Origin of the sequence: Methanothermobacter tenebrarum (assembly GCF_003264935.1) — an archaeon.
GTDB lineage: Archaea > Methanobacteriota > Methanobacteria > Methanobacteriales > DSM-23052 > Methanothermobacter_A > Methanothermobacter_A tenebrarum_A.
In genome coordinates this window covers 1-24,836 of the sequence record NZ_QLOE01000002.1, presented here as the reverse complement: position 1 = coordinate 24,836, position 24,836 = coordinate 1, and the positions used below count along the sequence as shown (strand labels likewise).

Below are 24,836 nucleotides of genomic sequence, written 5' to 3'. Positions count from 1 at the left end.
TAATTTTCTATTTTTATTAATTATTAAATTTATCTGATTTTTATTTGGGTTCCTGTATGGAGGGGTTTTATATTTTCTAGGTTTTCTTTTAGTATATTGTATGCTTCCTTTGATGTGCAATGTCCAGTATAGATTTCTTTTATGTTCTTGAATGGTTCTAGTAAGTTTAGGGCCTCTTTGGCTTCTATGTGGAAGCCCCCTATGAGGGCTTTTATAGGTTTGCCATATTTTCTTTTTATCGTCTCTATTATGTTAAGGATGCCACGATGGGAACATCCGGTTAAAACTATCAGACCATCCTCTGATTCCATGATTAAGACTATCTCATCCCTGAAATCATCTTTTACAACCCCATCTTCTGATATCCTGTAAAGTTTACGATTACCTATTGGCGGTGAGAAGAAATCCCGAATATCAACTAGTATATCGCAGCCGATAAACAGTGTAGTGTCCCCTTTTAAGCTTTTTATCCGAGGATTGTCAGATAATCTCCTGTCCAAGCCAATATAACGCCATGACCCATTATCATCAGCGTATCTTTTGGAAAAAGCGCCATTGCCAATGTAAATGTTCGCACTGTTATTTTCTTCAAGGAAGTGGGCTAGGCCTCCCCCATGATCATAGTGTCCATGAGAGATTATAGCGCATTGTACCTTGGATATGCTTATGCCAAGTTCTTGGGCGTTTTCAATAAAGGAATGGGATTGTCCCATGTCAAATAATAAATTGAACTGGTCTATGTGTAGTGATAATCCATGTTCAACCTTGAATTGGCCGGGACCATTATCTTCTATGAGACATGTTATCTTCATTTTATCCTCCTTTGGTCGAGTTTATCCAAGATTTTGTTAATCTTCTTTTGAACTTGTTTTATGGACTCTTCAGTGTTTATAATATGCCAATTTTTGGCTAATCTAAGGGCTTTTTGGCGGACTCGCCTGAGATCTTCAATGTTTTCGAACATTTCATGTTCATTCCTTTCTTGAAGACGCCTTAAAGATTCTTGGGGTGAAACGTCAAGGAAAAACATGTATTCTGTAGTGGGAAAGATAAATGAGAAGATATGGTATAATATCCTTGATAGTGTTGATGGTAGATATGCCACTCCCATAAGATATCTTACAAATATGATAGTATCGGCACCTGGATTCGACCAATAGTATAATCTGAGGGATCTTATAACATCCAATGCATAATATATGCTCGCTTTTAGATGATTTATTTTCCCACCCTCAAGCAGAGCTTTTTTCGCTTTTCGGCCATATGGGTTGTCATCCTCTGGATGAGACCTGAATATAACCTTTTCCCCCATATTCTCGTATCTCTTTTTTATGAGTTTTCCGTGCGTGTCTTTACCGGCGCCGTCTAATCCGTCAATAACTATGAACCTCATAGAGCACACCCTTAGATTAGGAGGTAAACTGCCACTGATCCCATGCACGCTGTTATATTGTCAAGTCCTTTTGGCGTGACCCCCTCTATCATTGTGGCCGTGGCTGCTATGGCAAATATTATAGGCCATTCTATGGGTTGTACATAATAGAGTAGGATTAGGGGTAGTGTTATTAGGAGTGTGATGAACATTGCAAGGGATCCTTCCACACTTTTAACATCCCCTAGGACGTTGTATTTTCTTCTGCCATATTTTTCGCCGATGAGTGATGCTAAGCCGTCACCATATGACATTGCTGCGATTCCGATTCCGATGATCCATGGACGATCAAAGAATAATAGTGCGAGTAAGGTCCAAGAGATTGAGTAGTATACGAGTCCAAGGCCATGACCATAGGATGATACTTTATGTTCCATTTTAATGGGGGAATATGGGCTTATAAGGAAAGTTAATGGGATGAAAGGTGCTGCTGCGAGGAATGTCATAACCCACCAACTTTTAAAGACTGGTAATATAAAGAGGATATTACCAACCATTATATGTACAAATTTGCGACTAACATTCAAATCTTGGAACTTATCAGCTATGAAAAGTAAAATTGCAACATAAACATATACTAATGCCAGGCCAAGTATATCATTGAGTATCATATTTTAATTAAAGATAATCTTGGGTATATTTGACTTTTGGTTAGGGGGCTGATGATGAAAGCTTATATAGAAATATTAAGGCCAGTTAATGCCTTCATGGCTGTGGTTTCAATCATTTTAATGGCCCTTATAGGATGGAAATTCAATTTAAAAGTCCTATTAGCGGCTGCTGTTGTTTTCATGGCCACTGGGGCTGGTAATGTCATTAATGATTATTTTGATTATGAAATCGATGCCATAAACAGGCCTGGGAGGCCTATACCTTCTGGCCGGATTAGAAGGGAGGTTGCAGGTGTCTATGCGATGGGACTTTTCATTTTAGCTTCCATGTTCGGTTTTTATCTGGGTTCGCTGCCAGGTTTTATAGTGGCTGGAAGTTCACTGCTTATGATATACTATGCCCATACCCTTAAAAGAGAATGTTTCATCGGCAACTTTGTAGTATCATTCTTAACAGGCCTAAGTTTCGTATTCGGGGGTATAATAGTCGGTGAAACAGTTAAAGCAGCTTATATAGGATTATATGCCTTTCTCATGACCATGGCGAGGGAGATAATCAAAGACATGGAAGATATAGAAGGAGATAAAATGGAAGGAGCTAAAACACTACCAATAAAGTATGGTCACAAAACTTCAAGTATAATAGCCGCTATTTTCATCTTCATAGCCAGCCTAACAAGCCCCATACTCTACATTATAAAAATATTCAGCATACTCTACATTCCAATTTTGGCAATAGCAATAATAGTATTCCTAAAGGCCGCATTCAAGATTTTATCAGATCCCAGGAGAGAAACCGCCACTAGGGTTTCCAAGCAGATAAAAATAGGGATGGGAATAACCTTCATAGCCTTCGCACTAGGAAGCGAAACATTAACAAAAATAATATTGGGAATATAGTCACTAAAAAAGGTTAATATATGTGAAAAGAAGATCAAGGGATAAGGGTTTAAGGAGGTAATATTTTTTTCACCCCCCATTCTTCCCTCCTTTAACCCCCCCCACTAAACATTTAAAAAAAAGATATGCTCATCTTACCAGCCCCCCATATCTTCTTGACTGAGATATCCTAATAGTACTTTTATAGGATCCCCCACTGGTGTGTGACTTTATCATCCCTAAAATCTGGGGGAGCTAAAGAGCATTGTCAGCCAACCTGCATGTAAGATATTTTTCACTCTCCACTTTTTATACCGGTTATATCAACCACATCTACGAGTTTCCAGACATAGGATCTTTCCATTTTAACAAGACATGCCAGCGGATCTTCAGGGGAATGGCCCAAGGCCTTAAGCACCTTCCTAGAAAGGCCTTTTTCCTTGATCATGTCTGCGAACATTCCCCTAACCCTATTCTTTTCATCCTGGTCTGTCACTTCGACTATCTGGCCTTGTAGTGTCACGAATTTGTAACTTGAAAGGTCTGGTTCGAATTCTTCTATCTCCACCGCAACATATGGGTTGTTTTTTAGAAGTTCGATTTTCCGCCCATACTTAGTTGACAGGAAGTACAAATGTTCCCCATCAAACACATAAATAAAAGGTGCTATATAGGGGTATTCTCCACTGAAGGCTATCCTGCTCATAAAATTCTCGCTTATAAACTCGTCGTATTCTTCCTTTGACATTAAGGGTATTTTAACAATCCCCATCTATATAACCTCCCCATTATTATTTTTTGATAGGATAACCTCTTTTTATCCAAGCGGTTATCCCCCCAAGGAGAGTTTTAACATTCTTGTAACCGTTTATTTTAAGGAAACTTGCTGCCATGGTTGATTTATAACCTGAATCACAGTAGACAACTACATTTTCAGGGATATTATCCAATTTTTCTGGGATTTCACCAACCCAGCAATGTTTGGAGCCTTCTATAGGATATTTTTCACGATCTGCATGTTTCCTAACATCTAAGATGAAGAAGTCTCCACCTTTATCAATTTGGGATTTAAGCCGGTCTACAGTCCATGCTTCCAGGTTGTCACATTTCATTCCATTAATGTACCAATTGGGGAATCCACCCTGCAGATAACCATACTTGTTATCATATCCTAGTCTTATAAGGGATCTTCTCACAAACTCGTTGGATCCGCTTTCATCTACTATGATTATCGGATCTTCATAATCTAAGAAGTATCCTGCGAATGCTGGGAAGCCACTGCTCCAGATATTCAGACTTCCTGGTATGTGACCTCCGCAGAAGCTTGTGGGATTCCTAACATCCACTAGTTGAGCCCCTTCTTTTATCATACCATTGAATTCTTGGACATTTAATGGTTCTAGGTGTGGGTTTTCTAGTGGGGCTCCTTCGAGGTTGTTTTTTTCCATCCTCTTGAAGTATGGTGGTGTGTAAACTTTTTCGTTCTTTTTATGTTCTATGAAGCTTTCTTTGTCTAATTTTAAGAGGGGATTTGTTAATTTTTCATATCCTATGGTTGTGAGGTCCTGGTCTCTTATCTGGGCGCCGCAGACTGAACCGGCGGTGTGCGCTGGGCAGACTATAACATGATCACCTAATGGTAATATTTTTTCATGTAAGCTTTCGTAGAGTAGGCTTGCGGTTTCTGGTATTTTTTCTTCCCCGAAAAAGTCGACTCTTCCAACTTCTCCTGGGAAGAGCACATCACCAACAAATATTATCATGGGTTTGTCTGTGGTTTTATCCCTCACGAGGATGGATATGCTCTCATATGTATGCCCTGGAGTCTCTAAAACTTCGAGTTCTAGGGAGCCTAGTTTGAATGTGTCTCCTTCGATTACTTTGGTCCCGTATTTGAAGTTTAGTTTGCTTCCGTGTAGTATTTCGGCGTCAACATATTTTGCAAGTTCTAGGGAGCCTATGGTATAATCTTCGTTTCTGTGGGTTTCGAATATGTAACGGATGCTTATATCATGTTTTCTTGCAAGTTTTAGGTAGATGTCAATGTCTCTTCTAGGGTCTATGATGGCGGCTTCGCCTTCTGATCCTAAAAAATAGGAGTTGTGTGATATTCCCTCGGATTTTATTATCTCAAATATCATTATTTCCAACCTCTCAATAGTATGGAAATTTGAGTTTGATTTTAACCCCTTTTTCTCCTTTTATTTTTATTTCACCGTCAAGTTGTCTTGTCAGGGCGTAGATTATTCTCATACCCATACCTTCACATTCTTCTGGTTTGAATCCTTCTGGGAATCCGACACCATCATCGGCTATGATAAGATTTAAGGAATCTCCACTTTTGCATGCTTTTATTGTGATTGTCCCTTTCTTGTCTGGGAAAGCGTATTTCATGGAGTTTGTAAGGGCTTCGTTTATTATAAGTCCGCAGGGGATGGCCTGGTTTATGTTGAGTTTTATGTCTTGGATTTGGCAGTTGAATTTTATTTTTGGGAGTTTGTATGTTGCTTTTAGTTCTGAGATGATGTCTTTTATGTAATCTTTGAGGTTTATGGAGGTTAGGTCTTCTGATTGGTAGATTTTTTCATGGACTCGTGCAATTGCTCTTATCCTGTTTGTTGTTTCTTTGAGTAGTTTTCTGTCTTCTTTTTGGAATTGTTTTTCTTGGAGGTTTATGAGGCTTATTATGAGTTGGAGGTTGTTTTTGACGCGGTGGTGTAGTTCTAGGAGGAGTGCGTCTTTTTCTTTTAGGGCTTTTTTGAGGGATTTTTCATATTCTTTGATTTTTGTTATGTCGCGTAGGGATATTAGGGTGCATTCTTCGTCTTCCCAGTATGTTTTGGCGGTTCTTATTTCGGCGGTTTTCAGGTTGCCATTTGCATCTATGGTTTGGATTTCTTCTGTGATGTTGGGTTTTATTGGCATTCCTATATTTTCTCCTATGATTTCACTTTTTTCCCATCCAAAGTATTTTAGGGCTTGGTGGTTTGCATAGTATACTTTCCCTGTTTTGTTAACGATGAATATGCTCTCTGGACTGTTCTCGACGATGTTGATGAAATTTTTCGTCAATTTACTTAGTTTTTCTTCAAATTTTTTACTTTCAGTTATATCCATTATTATGGATGCCACACCTTTTTTACCGATGGGTATCTCCACGGGAAACTTACGTATATGATAATATCTGCCCTTGATTTTCCTTTCAATGGCTATATCATCACCCTTTAATGGTATTTCATCCAAATCTCCAAATATGGCTGCTGTTTCCCCGTTAAATATTTCATTGACGGTTTTGCCGATTATTTCGGATTCTTTTTTCCCAGCGAACCTGCAAAATTTATCGTTCACGAGAAAATACCTTAAATCAGAATCTTTAACAGACACAATAGCCGGAACATTAGCAATAAAACTCTTAAATAATCTTGTGAACATTTCAACAGATTCTATAAACTCATTTTCACGTCTTATATTCCTAAGCCAATTTTCAACCTCTGCACGGGCGGGATCGCCTTCAAGAAAAATCCTGGGAGGTATATAATAGAAATTCCTGTAAATTTCACCCTTCCATACTAGGATAGGATGGGTCATTATAACCCCTTTAAGGATTTCTGGTTCAAAAGCAGACCTTTCATATTGACAAATAGCCAAGCACTCTGCCTTTGGAAAGAACCTGTTAAGTTTAGCCTCATATTCTATCAGCTTTTCACTCCCAGGCTTACCCTTCAAGATCCAGGTCATCTCTCCAGTGACCCGGAGGGCGGAATAACCTTCATCTAGGGCTTTTTCTGTTTCCTTTTCTAGGAGTTTTATCATGGCATCAGGGTCGAAGGATCCGCCAAGGGTATATGCTTCATCCTCTGATAATATTTCAAATTGCCCTTTAAGCTTTTCAGGGTCGAATCCCCTCTTTTTGAGAAGTTTTTTTATGGTCTCGCTCTTATGCCTGTCAGTTATATAAATACATTTATCATTACCTTTTAATCCTTCTACTAGGAATGGTATGATAGTGGATTCCCATTCTCTTTCATCTTCATAAATTAAACAGATGTGGTCATGGACTTTCATGTCCTTTATTAAGGATCTAGCATTCTCTTTCAAAGTTGACACCCTATTTTTAAGAGCGCCTTAGTATCGGAAAGATCACCTATAAGCCTCCTTCTAGGCTCGGGTTTTATCCTTTCAAGGGTGGGTATGGCGATAAGATGATTCTCACGGGCCAAATCCGGATTTTCACTAACATCCACAATCTCAAGTTTAATATTCACTCTATCATGGAGTTGATTGAGGGTTTGGATAGCTGCCTTTGCATGAGGATTTTTTTGAGTCACATATAATCTTAGGATTACCTCATCCAAAATTTACTCTCCCCCCAAAATTTTTATACCCTTACTGGTTAATTTGAATTCTACAGGTTTTTTGGAATGTTTAAGGCCGCGACTTTTAAGCACCCTTAAAATATTAGCATAATATCCCCCTTTTTCTACTTGTTGGAGTATAACCCAAGTATCTATGAGAGAGGACAAGTGTATTTCTGTAGTTGTCAAGGGCGAACCACCTTTTGTAAGGTATGTTAAGATAGAGGTTATCTTACGATTCTTCAAGAAATCTGTGAACCTTACAAAAAGGTCTTTCACGCCAAAACCGGCCTCTGTAAGCGCGGATATAGGATCTATTATAACATGGTCTGGTTCGAATTCACGTACAAGATCCTGCATAGCCGTCAAATGAGCTTCTAGGCCCAATGTAGTGGGTCTTTCAGAATGGATCAGGAGATTGTGACTACTAAACTTTTCAAGATCTATCCCAACAGAGGCCATGTTACGGATTATCTGATCCGCAGGCTCCTCATTAGCAAATAAAAGACACCTTTCACCTCTCTCACAGGCTTCATAGGCAAATTTGGCCACAAAACTTGTTTTACCAGTCCCACTAGTCCCTGAGATAAGCACAGATGACCCCTGATAAAATCCGCCGCCAAGTATATTGTCAAGTTCAGGGATACCACTTGACACAATCCTACGACTCACAGTATAATCAAGTCTAAGAGATGTTATAGGGAACAATGACAAACCTTTAGAGTTTATGAGCATCGGATATTCGTTCAAACCATGCTCAGAACCCCTATACTTTTTTATTGTCATATACCGGGTGCCAATATGATCTTTATAACGATGTTTAAGATGGATAACACAATCTGATACATACTCCTCAAGGCCATGGGCCGCCCCACCATAAGGATTTTCACCAGTTGTAAACACACTTGTAAGTCCCCTGCTATTCAACCATTCTATAAGTTGTAAAAGCTCGGACCTTATGATCGCTTTCTTTTCAAAGTGTGAAAATAGGTTATCGATCTTGTCGAGCACTATCCTTTTGGCACCCACCCTCTTTATAGCATCATCAAGACGATCAAGACGCATGAACAAAGCCTCTAAACTATAATCACCACTCTCAAAATCTTTAGTAGATGAAAAATCTTCTATAAAAATCTTATTCTCCCTTATAAGCTCCCTGAGCAAATCATCAGACCTGAAATTTTCAATAATATTATCCTCACTCTCTTCAAAACTTACCATCACACCAGGCTCATCATAAACACTAGCACCATTAACCAGAAACTCCATGGCAAAAAACGTTTTACCCGTACCAGGACCTCCAAAAACAAGAGTATTACGGCCACGAGGCAAACCACCCCTGGTAATAATATCAACACCCCAAATACCAGTCGGAGTCTTATCAACAGGCCTAGGAGACTCTCTCATGAAAATTCACCCCCAAGGTGAAAGGCTAACTAAAAAAAGTTATTACCAACAATTCATAATAAATCTTTCTAATAGAATAATCCCCATAGGGAACAAAAAAAAGAGGATAGCTTTAACACTCCAGGGGGGTGGCCATGGATTACATCATCGAAACAGAAAAAATAACCAAAAAATATGACAACTTCACAGCAGTGGACAAAGTAGACTTGAAAGTACCAGAGGAGGACATCTACGCGATACTAGGACCCAACGGGGCCGGTAAAACAACCCTAATATCAATGTTGTGCACAATACTCAAGCCAACAAGCGGCACGGCGAAAGTGAACGGACACGACGTCATCAAGGAACCAGAGAAGGTAAGAGCATCCATAGGCATAGTATTCCAATCCAGGGCACTCGATGACATGCTAACAGGAAGAGAACACCTAGAAATGCACGCAGCATTATACGGAGTCCCTAAGAGAATAAGGGAAAAAAGGATAGAGGAAGTGCTAGAACTGATAGCCCTCGGAGAAAAAGCCGACGAATATGTTAAAACATACTCAGGTGGCATGAAACGCAGACTAGAAATAGGAAGAGGACTCATACACCACCCAAGGGTCCTATTCCTAGATGAGCCAACACTAGGCTTGGATCCCCAGACACGCGAAAGCATCTGGAAATACATAAAACAACTCAACAGAGAAGAAAAGGTAACAGTACTACTCACAACACACTATATGGAAGAAGCCGACAAACTCTGCGACAAAGTAGCCATAATGAACCGTGGAAAAATCATAAAAGCAGACACACCAGCAAAACTCAAAAGAGAACTAAAAGCAGACACGATAAAAATAAAAACCAACAAGCCCAGAGAATTCGCAGATAAGATCATAGAATTAGCTGGGGTGAAAGAAGCTTACAATACCGGGAGCATGATAAAACTCATGGTAGAAAGGGGAGAAAACCTCATACCAGCGATAGTAAACTTCGCAACACAACAAGGCTTCCAGATAAAATCAGTGGAACTAGAACATCCAACACTCGAAGACGTCTTCATAAAATATACAGGAACCAGGATAAAGTGACCAATTATGGGTGAAATAGAAGGCATCTACACCATATGGTTAAGGGAAATGAAAAGATTCCTACGTTACAGATCAAGGATAGTCACCTCCATAGTAACGCCACTCCTCTGGCTAATCATATTCGGAACAGGACTCGGAGCTTCAGTAAGATTCGGGGGAATCCCAGGAGGATACAGAGCATTCATCTACCCGGGCATAATAGGCCAAACCATACTATTCACAAGCATATTCTCAGGAGTCTCTGTAATAATAGACAGACAATACGGTTTCCTCAAAGAAATACTGGTAGCCCCGATATCGAGACCGTCAATAGTCCTTGGAAAGGCCCTGGGCATAAGCACGGCCTCAATGATACAAACAACCATCCTACTAATACTATCATTCATCGTGGAAATTACAATGACGCCAGCATGTTTCATCACTACAATGATACTTTCATTGATAATATCATTAGGCTTCGGCGGCCTAGGATTGTTGATAGCAGCATTCACAGATAGCATGGAAGGATTCAACCTTATAATGAGTTTCATAGTATTGCCAATATTCCTCCTTAGCGGCGCCCTATTCCCTATAACAGGACTGCCAATTTGGCTGAAAAATGCGGTTTACATGAACCCTTTAACTTATGGAGTGGACGCTCTACGCTACATAATACTTCACAGGTCAGTGTTCCCATTAGCTATTAACATACTTGTAGTGACAATATTTGCTATTATAATGGTCCTATTAGCAGCTTTCATGTTCAATGTCAAAGAACAAAGCCTAATGTAATCCTATTTAACCCTCTTCAACCTCTTATTTTCTGTTATCCCAGGTATCCTACCCCTCTTAGCCACGGGCTTCCCATCCACCTCTTTTATATCCATTGTCATTTCAATTGGAGGAGTGGCTGAAATATACCATCCAACGCCAAACGCGTCAGCCCCTGCCTCGCCAAGCACTCTTATTTTCTCAGGGTTTAACCCGCCAGACACGAATATTTTAACATGTGAAAACCCTTCAAGATCCAATCTCTTCCTAACTTCACGCACTAGATCAGGCGTCACACCACCCCTCTCCTTTGGCGTGTCTAAGCGGACCCCATCCAATCTTTTGCCAAGTATCCTCGCAATATCCAATGATTCTTGCGCTTCATCCTTAAAGGTGTCTACAGGGATTATCCTAGGCTCATCCTCTGGCATTATCTTATCATAAGTGGTGGCTATCCTTTCAGTACTACCAGCTATTAGCATGGCGGCATGGGGCACAGTACCTAATGGTTTAACCCCCAGGATCTCGGCGGCCAAAACACAACTAACACCATCCGCGCCACCCACCCTCGCCGCCCTCTCCATGACTGGCGCCACAGAAGGGTGCACATGCCTCGAACCAAAACATACAACAGGCTTGTCACCAGCAGCCTCCTTACACTTATGGGCTGCCGTAGCCCAGCCAGAAGAACTTGCCAACACCCCTAAGATTGCGGTTTCATACAACCCAAACTCCGAATACCTCCCCTCAATCCTCAAGACAACCTCCTTCTTCGAAAACCTTTCACCCTCCTCTAAAGAATATATTTTACACTCAGAATCCTCCAATAAATTCAAAACTTCAACTAGTCCACAGAATACACCATCCGCCCCCGCAAACACCTCCGCCTTAACAAGCGTATCCTCCAATCCCAAATCCTCCAATATCCTCAAAGTCTTTACAAAATAAATATCAGTTACCTTATCTATCTCATCATGCTGAGCCGAAAAAAAAAAAAACCGCCTATTCCCCACCATAACCTACACTCTAAAAACACTAAAATATAATATTAACGCCTCACTCCCCCCTCAAGATCAAAAAAAGAGACAATCCCACTAAAAAAATATTCACATCTTTCAATGAAGTCCTCCACAAACAAAGACAATATAATGATATAAATCATTTACGATATAATTATAGAATAAAAGCTTATATATTATTAGTTTACACAATTATCCATAACCAACAACAAAACAGGGAAGACACACATGAGATTACACCTACTATTTAAGGCAGAAGAGCCGATCAAAATACCCTACAACTACAATTATGCAATAAACTCCATGATATACAACAAAATAGCCGACAAAGATCTTGCAGCAAAATTACACCAAACAAAAAACTACAAATTTTTCACATTCTCAGAACTCCAAATCATGAAAAGAAAACCCCTCAAAAAGTATCTAATAGCAGAAAACGGAGAAATAGGCCTCTACATATCATCACCAGACGAAGGATTCATCAAATCACTTGTAGAAGGATTCTTAACAGATCCCCAAATAAACCTTCTAAAAAATAAGATTTGGATAGAAAAAGTCAGCCTTCTAAAAAAACCTAAGATAAAAAAGCGAATGAAATTCAAAACTTTATCCCCTATCATCACACGAACGCTCAAGGAAGAAAATGGGAAGCTGAAACAATGGGATCTCAACCCAGCGGATCTTAAATTTTATGAAAACTTGCAAAAAAACCTCATCAACAAGTACATCGCATTCCATGGAGAATACGATGGAGACGAATACATTAAAATAGTCCCAGAACAGCGGTCGATAAAGAGGAAGAGGATCAAAATACCTAAAAGTGGGGCTGAAACATACCATCGAGCATACCATATGAGATTTGAAATGGAAGCAGATCCCAGGCTCATTGAATTCGCATACGATTGCGGAGTGGGAGAAAAAAATAGCATGGGATTTGGGATGGTGATAAAAACATGATAAAAGCTTCTAATGAAACGAGATTAGTAGGCGAGCCTGTTTTACAATTTACCGGCAACTGGATCATAGATTTAGGAATGTTAGGGTTCGTAAACCTCTTAGAGGAGATCTATGGGTGGGATATTTTAGAGACACAGAAGAGAATAAAAGAAAATGAAGAAATCGTATATTATGGGCTTTTCCCATTTGCCTACATGTGTTCCGAGATAAAAAGGAAAGATTCAACAGTTTCTAAAAAGATTATTGAAGATTTTTTAAATGAAATTTATAAAAGAAAATTCAGATCAAAAAAGGAAATATTTGACTTTACATGGGAAAACCACATAACCAAGGCGGCTACAAGCCGTTGGAAAGATTATATTACAGAAAGAGTGGTGGATGATAAGAAGTTTATCTCTAAAGTCTCTAAATCTTTAGAAAAACTAAAAGAGTTAATAAGAGAATTAGAAGATTTTGAGAAGGAATTTATTAGAAAAAATAGAGATGAAATAAAGAGATTTTTAGACAAAAAAGGAAGGTTTCAAAAATTCAAATATAAGGATATAAAAAAGTTTCGGGATGCTCCAATAGAAAAATTTAAAGAATATGGGGAAGAGTTCATAAAAAATGCTAAAAAATTTAAAAAACTGCTCTCTAAAGTTGATAGATATTTAGATAAAAAATGGAAGGACGAAATCGTAGGTAATAAAGATATTTCTGAAAGTACTGTATTTAGGATACCTATTGATAATAAATATTATAAGAATTTTTTATTCTTCCAGCCAGGTTACACTCATGAAAAACAAAAAGAAGAATTTTATCATGCTATAGATTTTAAGATAGAAAAGGAAGATCATATTCTTAATAGGATAGATAAGACAATTAACAAGTTCTTGGCGTCATATCGTAAAGCAGTTAACATTTATTATGCGCCATTAAAGACAAAATTCTTTATAAACAATATACCATATTTATTTGTATATCTCTTCTGTTTTGATCGTGCATTCGAGTATTATAGAAACATTGATTATCTTGTATTTTATTCAAATGACATTTTTACAACATATGAAATTAACAAGCGTTTAAGGCTCAGAAAATCGAAGATTGAAAGTGAGGAGGATCCGAATAGTATTTTTAGAGGCACGTGGCAGACAGTTATTGACACTATAATAGAAATGGAGTCATGGTGGGTTCTTGAAAACCTTTACCTCATAAAATATGCCAAGTTGGACGAGAACACTCAACGCTTCATCGATGTTGAGTATATGGGTATCTCCAGATTGCAGGCCACCTTGCTATTGGATGATGATATCAGGAGAAACTTGAATCAGAGAGTGCAAGTGGATGAAAATGAATACAGATGGCTTTTTGAGGAATTCATTAAAAATAAATCTTTGATGCCTATAATAATGAATCACTTAGTTTTGAGGCTGAACCAGAAAACAAAACAACGAAAAGTCCAACCTTTACTTTACGCGCTTGCAGTAGAGGCGGAATTATTCCCAGCACACGATTTTACTAATCTCTTTGAGGATCCAATGTTATTGAAGGCTAAATTGGATGAGTTAATTCCAAAGATAAAGGAAAGCCGTAAAAAAATGGGCATGGCCATGACAAATATCCAGAAATTATTCTCTAAGGATATAAGAGAAAATAACGCACCACATTTATTTTCTATTATAAGACGACAAAGTAAATATTCATTTGTAAACTCCCTTTTAAGGCTTATAATTTCAAATCCAGAAAAGGATAAAAAGCTAATTAAGCACTTAAATGATTACGTTTTCCATGAAATTGTACAAAATGATGAAACATGGATTTATTACGCTCTCGGCCTCTTCATAGGATTTATAGGGGGTAAACAATGAAATTTGTTAAAAAACCTATTTCAGCAAAAGATTATGATGAAATAAAAATATATACGAAAAAAGCATTCGAAAATATTGGATCTGAAAGTTATAGACAAAGATTAGTTTACAAGCTACTCAATTCAGCTAAAGTGAACAATCAGAATGATTTCTTTTCGTCGTTACTAAGGGCTTTGAATTCCCGTAAAAATGATGAACATGTTAAAAGACTTTCCAGAAAACTTGAATGGTTGTTCCCGCTTTCACCTTCTAACTTCGAAAAAATCGCATATTCAATCATAATGGGCATAATGAGTGTACGAGGTGAATAAAGATGGGAAAATATGTAGTGCTAGATATAGTTTTCCATGGAAATTCTTTAAACTATGACCAAGGCAGTGGAAATTATCAGGAACTGAAGAAAATAACGAAATGGGATGGTAGACAATATACCCTAGTAAGTAGGTACGCCATAAGGTACAGTTTGCTCGAAACAGCGCAAAATATGAATTTATTTAAATTAACCGAAGCAGAAAACCTCATAAAAGCTGGTAAGGGTGAAAACAAGGTTATACAACCTGCAACAGAATTTCTATTAACTGGAGACATATTACAGTATCCTGAATTTGATCTTTTCGGGTATCTGATAACGGACACCACCCCACAGAATTTTAGAACGGCTCCTATTAAGATTTCTCATGCTGTTTCTATGACGCCTTTCATGTATGACGCACATTTCAATGCCAACATCGGCCTTGCAAATAGAATGCGAAAAATGCACGGTGAAATGGAACCCAATCCGTTCACAATGGAAGAACACGAAACATATTATCAGTACACTGTTGTAGTGGATATCGAAAATATCGGAGAAATAGAAGTTTACATCCAACCAAAGAAAGATGTTACTATTCAAGATGGAAAATTCAAAGTGGAAAGTATAGAGAAAGTAAGTGGCTTAGATGGTGGAGAAAAATTGTCAATAAAATTGAAAAAAAGCAGAAATGAGAAAGAGCTTTTACAATCAGACCTCGTAGAATTATCAGAGTTCACAGAATTTGATGATGTTTATGCAATCAAATATAGGTTAAAGGATAATGAAAAGATTAAAGAGAGGATATTGAATTTTATAAGAGCATTGATGAATTTAAAACGCAGTATAAAAGGTCGGGAGGAGGATTTATCGCCTAAACTCCTCATCGCAGGAATATACAGTGATTGTCCATACAAAACATATAAAGACAAACTAGCTCTTGTCGACGAATACGTAGAAGAGGCATACGATGAAATAGAAGAAAATGAAACAGAAAATGGACGCATATTAAAAGTGAAACACAAAACTAATAAAACAAGGAAGCCTTTATTCGAAATTAATGGACTTAAAGCCGCTATAGACGTGTTAGATGATGAAAAAATTCTTTCATTTATCGAGAAGATATTCGATAAAGAAGGTGAATACAAGGATGTGAAAATTTTCAAAGATGAGAGTATAGAAGTGCAAATTTAATTTGGACTGGGGCGCTTTTAAATGGATGATACATTAATCATGGAAATATTCCAACCATTTGCACAATACAGAAATGCATTCACATTTGATTATGCTCAGAGTTATCCTTTACCGCCTAAATCAACGATCATCGGAATGCTACAGAACGCCACTGGCAAATACTACGACGAAGAATTATACAATTTAAAGGTTAGTGTTCATGGATTATTCGAAAGTAAATTCTGGAATTACCAGAGTTTGATAAAGGGAGAAGTCTCCTTAAGAAGACGTCATAGACGCCTAGAATTGTGGAATGCTGGATATCCCCTTTATAGTGAAAATATAAAGTCGCAAAGGAGTCCAACATACCAAGAGGAGCTTTTCAATGGACATTATTATATTTTCCTAAAAGGTGATAAAAACATGCTCTTGGAGGTGGAAGAGTCACTTTCGAAACCTTCTAATATACTCTACTTAGGAAGAAGCGAAGATATTATATTCATAAAAAATATGCACAAAAATTTCGATTTAAAAGAAAAAAAGGTTAAAAGGAACATATGGCTCACATATCCAACATATATTAAGCTAGAAGATAATGGCAAAACTTTCCCCTTAAAAAATAGGAAATTCCCCGTTTATTCCATACCCCTAAAGGTTTTATTTAAAAACAAGGACCGTGTCATTTCAAACAAGGCCGAATTATCAAATTCTACAGATAGGGTACCTGAATTTGAAAGTGTAATTTATACCGGCACAGATCAAGTAATATATTTAGAGGATAAGGTAACTGTTGAAGAGTACCATGTTGGGGGGCTGGTTTTCAAGATATCTAAAAATTTCGGGTGGTTATAATGGAATTAATGGAGCTTTTAAGGGCTAAATCGAGTGATCAAGAGAATTATCTTTTAAAAGACCACCTAGAGGAGACTGTGAATAGGATTGTTGAAATGTATAGATTTTTTGACGAAAATAGGGGGAATTTCACATACGATTTAGACAGGACTTTGTTTGAGAGGCTTATAGTTGCTGCGCTAATCCACGACCTTGGAAAGATCGACTATAATTTTCAGAGGAAAGTTTTAAAGCCAGAAGAAAGGAAAGATAAGGATTGGATTGAATTAAAGGAGTTTTTCAAACCTTTAAGAGGTCTTCAGAGATCTCCACGTCACGAAATACTTTCAAGTATATGGAGCACATTTCTCGTAGGTAATGACAAGTTAGACAAAAAAATTAGAACTGCCATTCTTTTACATCATTACAATGAATATTTTACTGTTGAACGGGATTTGATGGAAATAGTCTATAATTATGAGGATCAAGTAAACTCATACCTTGAGTTTATAATTGAAAAACGTCATCTATTAGAAGATTTTTTAATTCAATTATTGGAATCTATCAAAAGAGACTTCCAGGAGAATATAGTTTCTTCTGCAATTGATTATCTAAGAAAAAAGATGGATTTTGATAAAGCAAAGGTTTTATTAAGAAAAATCAATAGGCATGATGATGATATTTCTGATTTCGCAGGATTTTATAATCCAAAAGCGGAAGATTATGATTTTTTAGTCTTATTGGGGCTTCTTAGAAGATCAGATTATTCAGCAAGTGCAAACGTGCCCATAGAATCATATACTCCAAGAATATTCGTTAATATCGAAGATAGACTCAAAAAAAGAATCCCAGTGAAAAAATTATGGCAAAAAACACTCTTAGATGAAATAGATCTGGGAGATTCTTTAGTTCTTGTGGCTCCAACCGGTTCTGGTAAGACAGAATTTGCCATCCTTTGGGCCGCAAAAAATAATAGAAAATTAATGTACACATTACCATTACGAGTAGCATTGAACGATCTCTTCATAAGGTTCAGAAACGAAGAAAATGGTTATTTCAACGCTTCTAATGTTGATATTCTTCATTCAACTGCTTTTATAGAATACATGGACGAAGAAAGGAAAGGAAAAAGTATAGATCTTGATAAAATGTTGACTTCTGCAAGGCTCCTAGCATCACCTGTTTTATTAACGACACCAGACCAGGTATTTTTAACTTCGCTTAATTATTATGGATCTGATAAGGTAATATCTGCCTATCCATTCTCTTCATTTATTATAGACGAAGTACAAACATACAATGAAGAAATGGCCGCTATCATCATTAAAACAGTTAATATTATCAAGGAGTTAGATGGTAAAGTCATGATAATGACTGCAACTTTCCCCCCTTATTTTAAGAGATTCTTTAAAGATTTCGATTTTGTGGATGTTAAAGATTATGGGCTCCCTGTGAAAAATCTAAATTTAAAAAGACATAAGATAAAGGTCATAGATAAACCACTTTTTAGGGACAAAGAATTAAAAATCCATAAAGAAAGTGAAAATGAGATAAAAGATGTTCTAGAAGATCAGAATAAGAACTTTCTTATAGTGGTCAATAATGTCAAAAAGGCAATTCAATTATATAAAAAATTAAATGAAGATTATCCTAATGTGTACCTTCTCCATTCAAGAATACTTGAAATCGAAAAAGACAGAAGATTAAAAGAAATAAGAGAGAAAGTAGAAAATGGAGAGCAAGTAATAGTTGTGTCGACGCAGATAATAGAAGCTTCTGTAGACCTCGATTTTGACACGATGATAACGGAGATATCCACAATTGACAGTCAAATCCAGCGCTGGGGACGAATCTACAGGAATAGAGAAGAAGATTACCAAGAACATGAACCCAACATAATAATATTTACTGGAAAAGTGGAAAACGGCAATCTAAAAATTGACAATGGAACCAAGCGCATATATGATCAGAGAGTAGTGGAGAAAACAAGAGAAGTGCTTAAAGAATATGAAGGCGAAATTTTGGATTATAATTCTGAAAGGAACCTCATTCTAGAAGTGTTTAAAAAGAAGATTGGAAATTCAACACTGAAAGAGCATTACGAAAACAAAATAGAAGACATACTCAAAGATCTTGAATATTTCAGCGTAGAGAAAAAGAGCCAGGCCCAATTATTATTCCGAAGAATTGCAGGAGTAAAGATAGTAATACCTGATATTATAATCCAGGATTCTGATAATAAAATCCAAAAAATTTTTGGAAAATGTATAAAAGAAGGCGCTAAAACCTGGAAAGAAATCATAGAAAGAATAAAGGAGGAGACAGGCAAAAAAGTTGATATGTGGACACTTAAGAAATTACTTTATGAATACTCAATAAACATGCCAGTTTATTACGAAGAGAAAAGCGATTTTTGGGATAAAACTACAGGAGAATTTAAAGGATTTTACATATGGGGTAATATAAACGCGGATGATCTTAATGCAATAAAAGAACTTGGCTTGGATAGCATATTTGAAAGCACGAACTCCCCTTCCATCCTATAAAGGACGTGATCTGATGATTTCAGAGGCTGAGAAGAAGCTTCTGGTACGTGGAACTCAAATCAATTATTATTTCGTATGTAAAACTAAGCTTTGGCTTTTTTCTCACCATATACAAATGGAGCAGGAATCAGATGCTGTTGAACTAGGGAAATTGATACATGATGACACTTATAAACGGGAAGAAAAGGGTTTGATACTTGATGACCTTATAAGCGCAGACTTCATGAGAAAAGGAAAAGTCCTTGAAGTTCATGAAGTTAAAAAAAGCAATAAAATGGAGGAAGCTCACCTTTTCCAATTACTCTATTATCTCTATTACTTGAAAAATGAAAAGGGAATAGAGAAGATTAGAGGTTTTATAGATTATCCAAAACTCCGCAAAAGGAAAGAGATAAGACTAACCCACGATATTGAGAAAAGATTAGAAAAAATTCTCCAAGATATAGACTCCATAATTAAAGGCGACGTTCCACAGCCTCAAAGGAAGAAAATATGTAGAAACTGTGCCTACCTTGAATTTTGTTGGTCATAACATCACGATGACTAGGAAAAATTACTATATACTTACAAATGGCCTCCTAAAAAGGAAAGAGAACACATTATATTTCATAAACAAGGATGGGAAACGCCCACTACCAATCCACGCTATATATTCAATATACACATATGGGGCGCTTAGCATTTCCTCCCAGGTTGTGAATTTGTTATCAAAAGAAGGTATACCAATACACTTTTTTAACCGGTACGGATTTTACACAGGGAGTTTTTATCCGAGGGAGACGCTACTGTCTGGGGATCTTCTGATAAAACAAGTCGAACATTTTATAGATAATGAGAAAAGGTTAAAACTTGCCTCAGATTTTGTTAAAGGCGCAATATCTAACATGAAACGAGTTTTATCCTACTATAATCTGGATAATAACATGGATGCTCTCTTAGAAAATCTTAATTCATGTGATAAGATAACCGAGATCATGAATGTTGAAGGAAGGGCTAGAGCAGACTATTATAGATTATTGGACAAGATACTCCCAAAAGATTTTAGGATAGGTCAGAGGACTCGTAGACCACCCAAAAACATGACAAACGCACTAATTAGTTTTGGCAACTCCCTTTTATATTCAACCATCATAAGCGAAATCTATAATACACAGTTAAACCCCACTATATCATATCTCCATGAACCATTTGAAAGACGATACTCACTTGCATTAGACATCAGCGAATTATTCAAGCCAATAATCATCGATCGCCTAATATTGTATCTAATAAAGAAGAATATGATAGATAAAACAGACTTTGAAAAAGATTTAAATTATTCTTTACTCAACGAAAATGGGAAAAGAAAATTCATAGCAGAATACGATAAAAGACTTAAAAAGACAATTAAACATAGGAAAATCGGGAGAAAAGTATCATATAAACGTTTAATACGGTTAGAATGCTACAAATTGATAAAACATGTTCTAGGAAAGGAACAGTATAAACCATTCATAAGCTGGTGGTAACACTTAATTGAATTCTAACATTAGCAAAATTAAAAGAAATCAAGACCAGGGTGCTAATAAATACTTAGTTAAACTTTTACTATTCAGTTTCCCGCCATGTGCTATCAAATGTCTTGTGTGCTAATAAATACTTAGTTAAACTTTTACCGACATACGCCCTCCTGTCATCCAAGCAGACTCTGTAGGTGCTAATAAATACTTAGTTAAACTTTTACTATATTGGCTATCTTCGGATTTCGGAGGTTAAGCTACGTGCTAATAAATACTTAGTTAAACTTTTACTTTACACGGCCCTGTTCGGGTCAAAGTGACATATGATGCCGAATCCGACCGAGTTAAACTTTTACTTTACACGGCCCTGTTCGATTTCAACGGGGACATAGAAAAGCGCAAAAGGTTCGTTAAACTTTTACTTTACACGGCCCTGTTCCTCGAGTCTCACCAAGAATTGCTAATAAATACTTAGTTAAACTTTTACATCCTTTTATTTCATTACTTGTCCTTTCAAGAATATGAAAACATTTTATACTTGAACCATAAAACCTGAAATAATGTATGTTATAATAGTTTATGACATAAATGTAAAACGTGTTAACAAAGTCAAAGCATATTTAAGAAAATATCTTTTATGGGTTCAAAATTCCGTCTTTGAAGGCGAAATTACAAAAAGTCAACTAGAAAGAATAAAAAAGGACCTTAAGATTATTTGCAACGAATCAGAAGATTCAATCATAATCTATTCTTTCAGAACTAAAAGAGCAATGAAAAGAGAAGTTTTAGGCATCGAAAAATCACTAATATCTGAAATAATATGATAAACTTTTTTTATTACCACCTTAAAAACCCTTCAACCTTCTATTCTGCCTTTAACCAAACCTTATTTTGTCGTTTATCAACCTATCTTTCCAAGCCAATTTTTATAACATTTTGTTACTTTATCTCTCCTTCAGTCTTTTACAAAATATACTAACTTGTTTATCTATCTATCCCCATTTAATCTGCTTTTATGTACCTAAATTTATCCTATTATCCCTATTCCATTTTTTGACTCCGTTGACAAAGTCGTCTATCTTTATAAATGGATTGTATTATTAGGGACCGCCGACACAAACCATTAAATACAACCAACAAGAAAAAAGATAAAACAAAAAGAAAGAAAAAATCGCCCTGTTAAAATCAGACCAAAATGGGATTGAAATCCATCGATATACTATTTGAAGACTCATACTTCCTTGAGTTAAAATCAGACCAAAATGGGATTGAAATTGTAAACTCCATCCCGGACTCTCCTCAAAGTTACAGTTAAAATCAGACCAAAATGGGATTGAAATGTCACACTCAGGGGTGCGTTTCAAGTGTTGCAAGTGTTAAAATCAGACCAAAATGGGATTGAAATGTTCGGCCACACCTGTGGGAATGTCTTCATCCACCCGTTAAAATCAGACCAAAATGGGATTGAAATCGTTGTAAGGTTCTTGTCCAGGGCCTTGGATTTCCATGGTTAAAATCAGACCAAAATGGGATTGAAATCACCAACAGAATCCTTCACCATCCAGGACCTAAGCGATTGTTAAAATCAGACCAAAATGGGATTGAAATATCTGAAGATGACATCGATGAACTATTGCTTGGAGGGTTAAAATCAGACCAAAATGGGATTGAAATGCTTTAGAAGCTATCTGGGATGTTTTAGCATATTTGCGTTAAAATCAGACCAAAATGGGATTGAAATTCACGCACTACAAAAGAATTCAAGCCCTGATACTCAGTTAAAATCAGACCAAAATGGGATTGAAATCTGGGCTAATTGGCTCCTCTAATTTGAATTCTACGAGTGTTAAAATCAGACCAAAATGGGATTGAAATTTGTTTTCCAACACTATCTTCATTTTGTATTTCTCAGTGTTAAAATCAGACCAAAATGGGATTGAAATCGAGTTCTTTCAAGCCTTGTATGATCTCATTGCAGAGTTAAAATCAGACCAAAATGGGATTGAAATGAGATTGGATCTAATGAGTTCTTCAATATCTTTTATTGTTAAAATCAGACCAAAATGGGATTGAAATCTTTTTATGAGAACATCATCCCATGAAATCAAATTGTTAAAATCAGACCAAAATGGGATTGAAATTAATATAACATGGAGGTGAAGAACATGGAGATAAGAGTTAAAATCAGACCAAAATGGGATTGAAATCCAGTTGTGTAAACTGTGGCAACGGCGTTTTTGAATTGTTAAAATCAGACCAAAATGGGATTGAAATGAGAAACCTTGAACTGATAAAGAAGCTCAAGGATGAGTTAAAATCAGACCAAAATGGGATTGAAATGGTGGATTGGAAGGGGAAAGGTGGTGGTGTGACAAGAGTTAAAATCAGACCAAAATGGGATTGAAATCATCATCTTATTTTAGAAGGATAAGATAGTAAACGGGTTAAAATCAGACCAAAATGGGATTGAAATACTTGTAGAAGTGGAGTTTAGGGATGTTGATGCCTCTGGTTAAAATCAGACCAAAATGGGATTGAAATCTTAGTTGGAGTTCTTTGACCATTACTGCGAGGATTGTTAAAATCAGACCAAAATGGGATTGAAATTTGTTTGATCAAAACGGCCACCAGTTGTGTAAACTGGTTAAAATCAGACCAAAATGGGATTGAAATGACCACCCCGAAAACCACCCCAAGGCCCTGGGTTGGGTTAAAATCAGACCAAAATGGGATTGAAATTCCTCACATTCTCTGGTAGAGTGTCAATGACATTCTCGTTAAAATCAGACCAAAATGGGATTGAAATGGCCGTTAAGAAAGCCTCAGAGAAATGTGGAATTAAAGTTAAAATCAGACCAAAATGGGATTGAAATCCAACTTCCTCTATCTTCGATTTAACACATTCATAAACGTTAAAATCAGACCAAAATGGGATTGAAATTGGTATTCTTCTATTTTGTCCAACCGTTTGTGTAGGGTTAAAATCAGACCAAAATGGGATTGAAATGATGATGCATTACTCAGAAGATTGCACATAATTAAGTTAAAATCAGACCAAAATGGGATTGAAATTAAAACGTATAGAAAAGGCGTGTGGGTTTGGGGTGGTTAAAATCAGACCAAAATGGGATTGAAATTTGGGATTAGCACATCAAGGTGTGGTGCGAGTTTGGGTTAAAATCAGACCAAAATGGGATTGAAATTTCTGGCGGTTCCATTCCAGCATCTGAGTAAAATCGTGTTAAAATCAGACCAAAATGGGATTGAAATTTATCTTCATCGCATATGCAAACGGTGCCAGCATGTGTTAAAATCAGACCAAAATGGGATTGAAATTTGGTTGGATCCGCTATCTTCACGAGGCCATTCTTGTTAAAATCAGACCAAAATGGGATTGAAATCTTTTAGTTTTTTTTCCTCTTTTTTTCCAGTCATAATGTTAAAATCAGACCAAAATGGGATTGAAATTACTCTGAATTGAAGAAGGATATTGACAATGCGATCGTTAAAATCAGACCAAAATGGGATTGAAATTATAGATTGCAGGTATCGCTGGTGTGATTGGTGCAAGTTAAAATCAGACCAAAATGGGATTGAAATCAACACTGCGATATGCTGGTGGTTATAGTGGAACTGTTAAAATCAGACCAAAATGGGATTGAAATTATGGTGTTAGTTGCTGAGTTGATCCATATGGATCCTGTTAAAATCAGACCAAAATGGGATTGAAATTATAGGTGGTGTTAGCGGGCCAAGCGGAACAATTCGGTTAAAATCAGACCAAAATGGGATTGAAATTTCAGCATAATCTAACGCCAACAAATGACATTTAAAAGTTAAAATCAGACCAAAATGGGATTGAAATTCTGCTATGATCCAAAAAGTTGCTGAATTATTTGTGTTAAAATCAGACCAAAATGGGATTGAAATTTTCTTGCAATGGCAAGGATTATCGATGAAGAAAGAGTTAAAATCAGACAAAAATGGGATTGAAATCAAGGGATTTGACAAAAAAGATGACTTACTCAGGGAGTTAAAATCAGACCAAAATGGGATTGAAATAGTCAACTTTCTAGCAAGATGGGAAAACCCAAAAACGTTAAAATCAGACCAAAATGGGATTGAAATGTATTCAGAATGGCGCTCGTCATAGAATATTGGATGGATAATAGGG

At 36.7% G+C, this 24,836-nt stretch carries 21 protein-coding genes and 1 CRISPR repeat array; of the genes, 12 read left to right on the top strand and 9 right to left on the bottom strand.

Annotation, left to right across the window (positions count from 1 at the left end; all coding sequences use genetic code 11):
* Window positions 1–29: 29 nt before the first annotated feature.
* Genes DPC56_RS01560 through DPC56_RS01550 form a run of 3 tightly spaced genes read right to left on the bottom strand, consistent with a single transcriptional unit; the run spans window position 30 to window position 2,043 of the window.
* Complete coding sequence (locus tag DPC56_RS01560) at window positions 30–812, bottom strand: MBL fold metallo-hydrolase (RefSeq protein ID WP_112093323.1); 783 nt, start codon at window positions 810–812, stop codon at window positions 30–32.
* Window positions 809–1,393, bottom strand: coding sequence for a nucleoside/nucleotide kinase family protein (locus tag DPC56_RS01555; RefSeq protein ID WP_112093322.1), 585 nt, complete (start codon window positions 1,391–1,393; stop codon window positions 809–811). The genes DPC56_RS01560 and DPC56_RS01555 overlap by 4 nt, the downstream gene beginning before the upstream one ends.
* 11 nt (window positions 1,394–1,404) lie before the next feature.
* Complete coding sequence (locus DPC56_RS01550) at window positions 1,405–2,043, bottom strand: diacylglycerol/polyprenol kinase family protein (RefSeq protein WP_112093321.1); 639 nt, start codon at window positions 2,041–2,043, stop codon at window positions 1,405–1,407.
* 54 nt (window positions 2,044–2,097) lie between these two features.
* On the opposite strand from DPC56_RS01550, the gene DPC56_RS01545 reads away from it, so the two are divergent.
* Complete coding sequence (locus tag DPC56_RS01545; RefSeq protein ID WP_112093320.1) at window positions 2,098–2,943, top strand: UbiA family prenyltransferase; 846 nt, start codon at window positions 2,098–2,100, stop codon at window positions 2,941–2,943.
* 274 nt (window positions 2,944–3,217) lie between these two features.
* On the opposite strand, the gene DPC56_RS01540 is transcribed toward DPC56_RS01545, so the two are convergent.
* The 5 genes from DPC56_RS01540 to kaiC are packed head-to-tail and all read right to left on the bottom strand — an operon-like array spanning window position 3,218 to window position 8,684.
* Window positions 3,218–3,694, bottom strand: coding sequence for a pyridoxamine 5'-phosphate oxidase family protein (locus tag DPC56_RS01540; protein WP_112093319.1), 477 nt, complete (start codon window positions 3,692–3,694; stop codon window positions 3,218–3,220).
* Window positions 3,695–3,713: 19 nt separating this feature from the next.
* Window positions 3,714–5,063 carry an MBL fold metallo-hydrolase gene (locus tag DPC56_RS01535; protein ID WP_112093318.1) on the bottom strand — a complete coding sequence of 450 codons (1,350 nt, stop codon included), beginning with the start codon at window positions 5,061–5,063 and terminating at the stop codon, window positions 3,714–3,716.
* Window positions 5,064–5,076: 13 nt separating this feature from the next.
* Complete coding sequence (locus tag DPC56_RS01530; protein ID WP_112093317.1) at window positions 5,077–7,020, bottom strand: MEDS domain-containing protein; 1,944 nt, start codon at window positions 7,018–7,020, stop codon at window positions 5,077–5,079.
* Window positions 7,017–7,277: a circadian clock KaiB family protein gene (locus DPC56_RS01525; protein WP_245923824.1), complete on the bottom strand. Its 261-nt coding sequence runs from the start codon at window positions 7,275–7,277 to the stop codon at window positions 7,017–7,019. Before DPC56_RS01525 ends, DPC56_RS01530 begins: the two co-directional genes overlap by 4 nt.
* 3 nt (window positions 7,278–7,280) lie before the next feature.
* Window positions 7,281–8,684, bottom strand: a complete 1,404-nt coding sequence (gene kaiC, locus DPC56_RS01520) for a circadian clock protein KaiC (protein WP_112093316.1) — start codon at window positions 8,682–8,684, stop codon at window positions 7,281–7,283.
* A 134-nt stretch (window positions 8,685–8,818) separates the two neighbouring features.
* On the opposite strand from kaiC, the gene DPC56_RS01510 reads away from it, so the two are divergent.
* Together DPC56_RS01510 and DPC56_RS01505 are read left to right on the top strand one after the other, a co-directional pair.
* Complete coding sequence (locus DPC56_RS01510) at window positions 8,819–9,751, top strand: ATP-binding cassette domain-containing protein (RefSeq protein ID WP_112093314.1); 933 nt, start codon at window positions 8,819–8,821, stop codon at window positions 9,749–9,751.
* Between the two features lie 6 nt (window positions 9,752–9,757).
* Window positions 9,758–10,522, top strand: coding sequence for an ABC transporter permease (locus DPC56_RS01505; protein WP_112093313.1), 765 nt, complete (start codon window positions 9,758–9,760; stop codon window positions 10,520–10,522).
* Between the two features lie 2 nt (window positions 10,523–10,524).
* Here the strand turns inward: DPC56_RS01505 and DPC56_RS01500 are convergent, their stop codons facing one another.
* Window positions 10,525–11,517, bottom strand: a complete 993-nt coding sequence (locus DPC56_RS01500; RefSeq protein WP_112093312.1) for a nicotinate phosphoribosyltransferase — start codon at window positions 11,515–11,517, stop codon at window positions 10,525–10,527.
* 231 nt (window positions 11,518–11,748) lie between these two features.
* Between DPC56_RS01500 and cas6 the strand changes: the two genes are divergently transcribed.
* The 9 genes from cas6 (at window position 11,749) to cas2 (ending at window position 21,486) form a co-directional block, all read left to right on the top strand.
* On the top strand, window positions 11,749–12,477 hold the full coding sequence (gene cas6 / locus DPC56_RS01495; protein WP_112093311.1) for a CRISPR-associated endoribonuclease Cas6: 729 nt from the start codon (window positions 11,749–11,751) through the stop codon (window positions 12,475–12,477).
* Window positions 12,474–14,324 (top strand): hypothetical protein, encoded by a 1,851-nt coding sequence (locus DPC56_RS01490; RefSeq protein WP_112093310.1) that lies wholly within the window; start codon window positions 12,474–12,476, stop codon window positions 14,322–14,324. The genes cas6 and DPC56_RS01490 overlap by 4 nt, the downstream gene beginning before the upstream one ends.
* Window positions 14,321–14,635: a hypothetical protein gene (locus DPC56_RS01485; RefSeq protein ID WP_112093309.1), complete on the top strand. Its 315-nt coding sequence runs from the start codon at window positions 14,321–14,323 to the stop codon at window positions 14,633–14,635. The genes DPC56_RS01490 and DPC56_RS01485 overlap by 4 nt, the downstream gene beginning before the upstream one ends.
* A gap of 2 nt (window positions 14,636–14,637) precedes the next feature.
* A complete protein-coding gene (gene cas7i / locus DPC56_RS01480) occupies window positions 14,638–15,807 on the top strand; it encodes a type I-B CRISPR-associated protein Cas7/Cst2/DevR (RefSeq protein WP_245923823.1) in 1,170 nt (389 codons plus the stop codon).
* A gap of 39 nt (window positions 15,808–15,846) precedes the next feature.
* A complete protein-coding gene (gene cas5b / locus DPC56_RS01475) occupies window positions 15,847–16,638 on the top strand; it encodes a type I-B CRISPR-associated protein Cas5b (protein WP_181454355.1) in 792 nt (263 codons plus the stop codon).
* Window positions 16,638–19,163, top strand: a complete 2,526-nt coding sequence (gene cas3 / locus DPC56_RS01470) for a CRISPR-associated helicase Cas3' (RefSeq protein ID WP_112093306.1) — start codon at window positions 16,638–16,640, stop codon at window positions 19,161–19,163. The genes cas5b and cas3 overlap by 1 nt, the downstream gene beginning before the upstream one ends.
* A gap of 13 nt (window positions 19,164–19,176) precedes the next feature.
* Window positions 19,177–19,695, top strand: coding sequence for a CRISPR-associated protein Cas4 (cas4, locus tag DPC56_RS01465; RefSeq protein WP_112093305.1), 519 nt, complete (start codon window positions 19,177–19,179; stop codon window positions 19,693–19,695).
* A 7-nt stretch (window positions 19,696–19,702) separates the two neighbouring features.
* A complete protein-coding gene (gene cas1b, locus DPC56_RS01460; RefSeq protein WP_112093304.1) occupies window positions 19,703–20,671 on the top strand; it encodes a type I-B CRISPR-associated endonuclease Cas1b in 969 nt (322 codons plus the stop codon).
* A gap of 551 nt (window positions 20,672–21,222) precedes the next feature.
* Window positions 21,223–21,486: a CRISPR-associated endonuclease Cas2 gene (cas2, locus tag DPC56_RS01455; protein ID WP_112093303.1), complete on the top strand. Its 264-nt coding sequence runs from the start codon at window positions 21,223–21,225 to the stop codon at window positions 21,484–21,486.
* A 354-nt stretch (window positions 21,487–21,840) separates the two neighbouring features.
* Window positions 21,841–24,790: a CRISPR direct-repeat array (repeat unit 30 nt; unit sequence GTTAAAATCAGACCAAAATGGGATTGAAAT).
* Between the last annotated feature and the right edge of the window lie 46 nt (window positions 24,791–24,836).